Origin of the sequence: Micromonospora sp. NBS 11-29, from assembly GCF_002140155.1 — a bacterium.
Classification (GTDB): Bacteria; Actinomycetota; Actinomycetes; order Mycobacteriales; family Micromonosporaceae; genus Micromonospora.
The window spans coordinates 12911-13691 of the sequence record NZ_NAPR01000005.1 but is presented as its reverse complement, the minus strand read 5'-3'; the positions used below and the strand labels follow the sequence as shown (position 1 = coordinate 13691).

Annotated in this window: 1 pseudogene; it reads left to right on the top strand. The window is 75.0% G+C overall.

Going from position 1 to position 781, the window contains the following annotated elements:
* Nucleotides 1-27: 27 nt before the first annotated feature.
* Nucleotides 28-781 (top strand): annotated as a pseudogene (locus B1205_RS33315) (acyltransferase domain-containing protein); the annotation flags it as partial.

Genomic DNA, 781 nt, shown 5'->3' with positions numbered 1-781 from the left:
GGCCAGACCTTCGAGGAGAGCCGGCTGGTGCCGGTGCTGCTGTCGGCGCGTACCGACGCCGCGCTCACCGCCCAGGCCGCCCGCTGGGCGACCTGGCTCGCCGCCGACGGCACCCGCCGCCCCGCCGACGTCGGATGGTCGGCGCTGACCACCCGCCCGGCCCTGGAACACCGCGCCGTGCTCGCCGCCACCGGCCGCGACGACCTGCTCACCGCGTTGCGCGCCCTGGCCGCCGGCACCCCCTCCGGCGCGGTGACCACCGGCACGGCCGGCGACGGTGGCCCCCTCGCCGTGCTCTTCTCCGGGCAGGGTGCGCAGCGCGCCGGCATGGGCCGGGAGTTGTACGCCGCGTTCCCGACCTTCGCCGCCGCGTTGGACGAGGTGTGCGGGCAGCTCGATGCGTTGTTGCCGCAGCCGCTCAAGCCGGTGCTGTTCGGTNTCCGCCTGGTCGAGTCGTTCGGGGTGGTGCCCGACATGGTGGGTGGTCATTCGATTGGTGAGGTGACCGCCGCGTACGTGGCCGGTGTGCTGTCCCTGGAAGACGCGTGCACGCTGGTGGCGGCGCGGGGCCGGTTGATGCAGGCGCTGCCCGAGGGTGGCGGGATGTTGGCGGTGGCCGCGCCCGAGGCCGAGGTGACCGCGTCGATCGCGGATCATCCGCAGGTGGGTGTCGCGGCGGTCAACGGGCCGGTGTCGACGGTGGTGTCCGGTCCAGTGGAAGCGCTGGACGAGGTCGAGCGGGCGTGGCGGGAGCGGGGTGTGCGGACCCGTCGGCTGACCG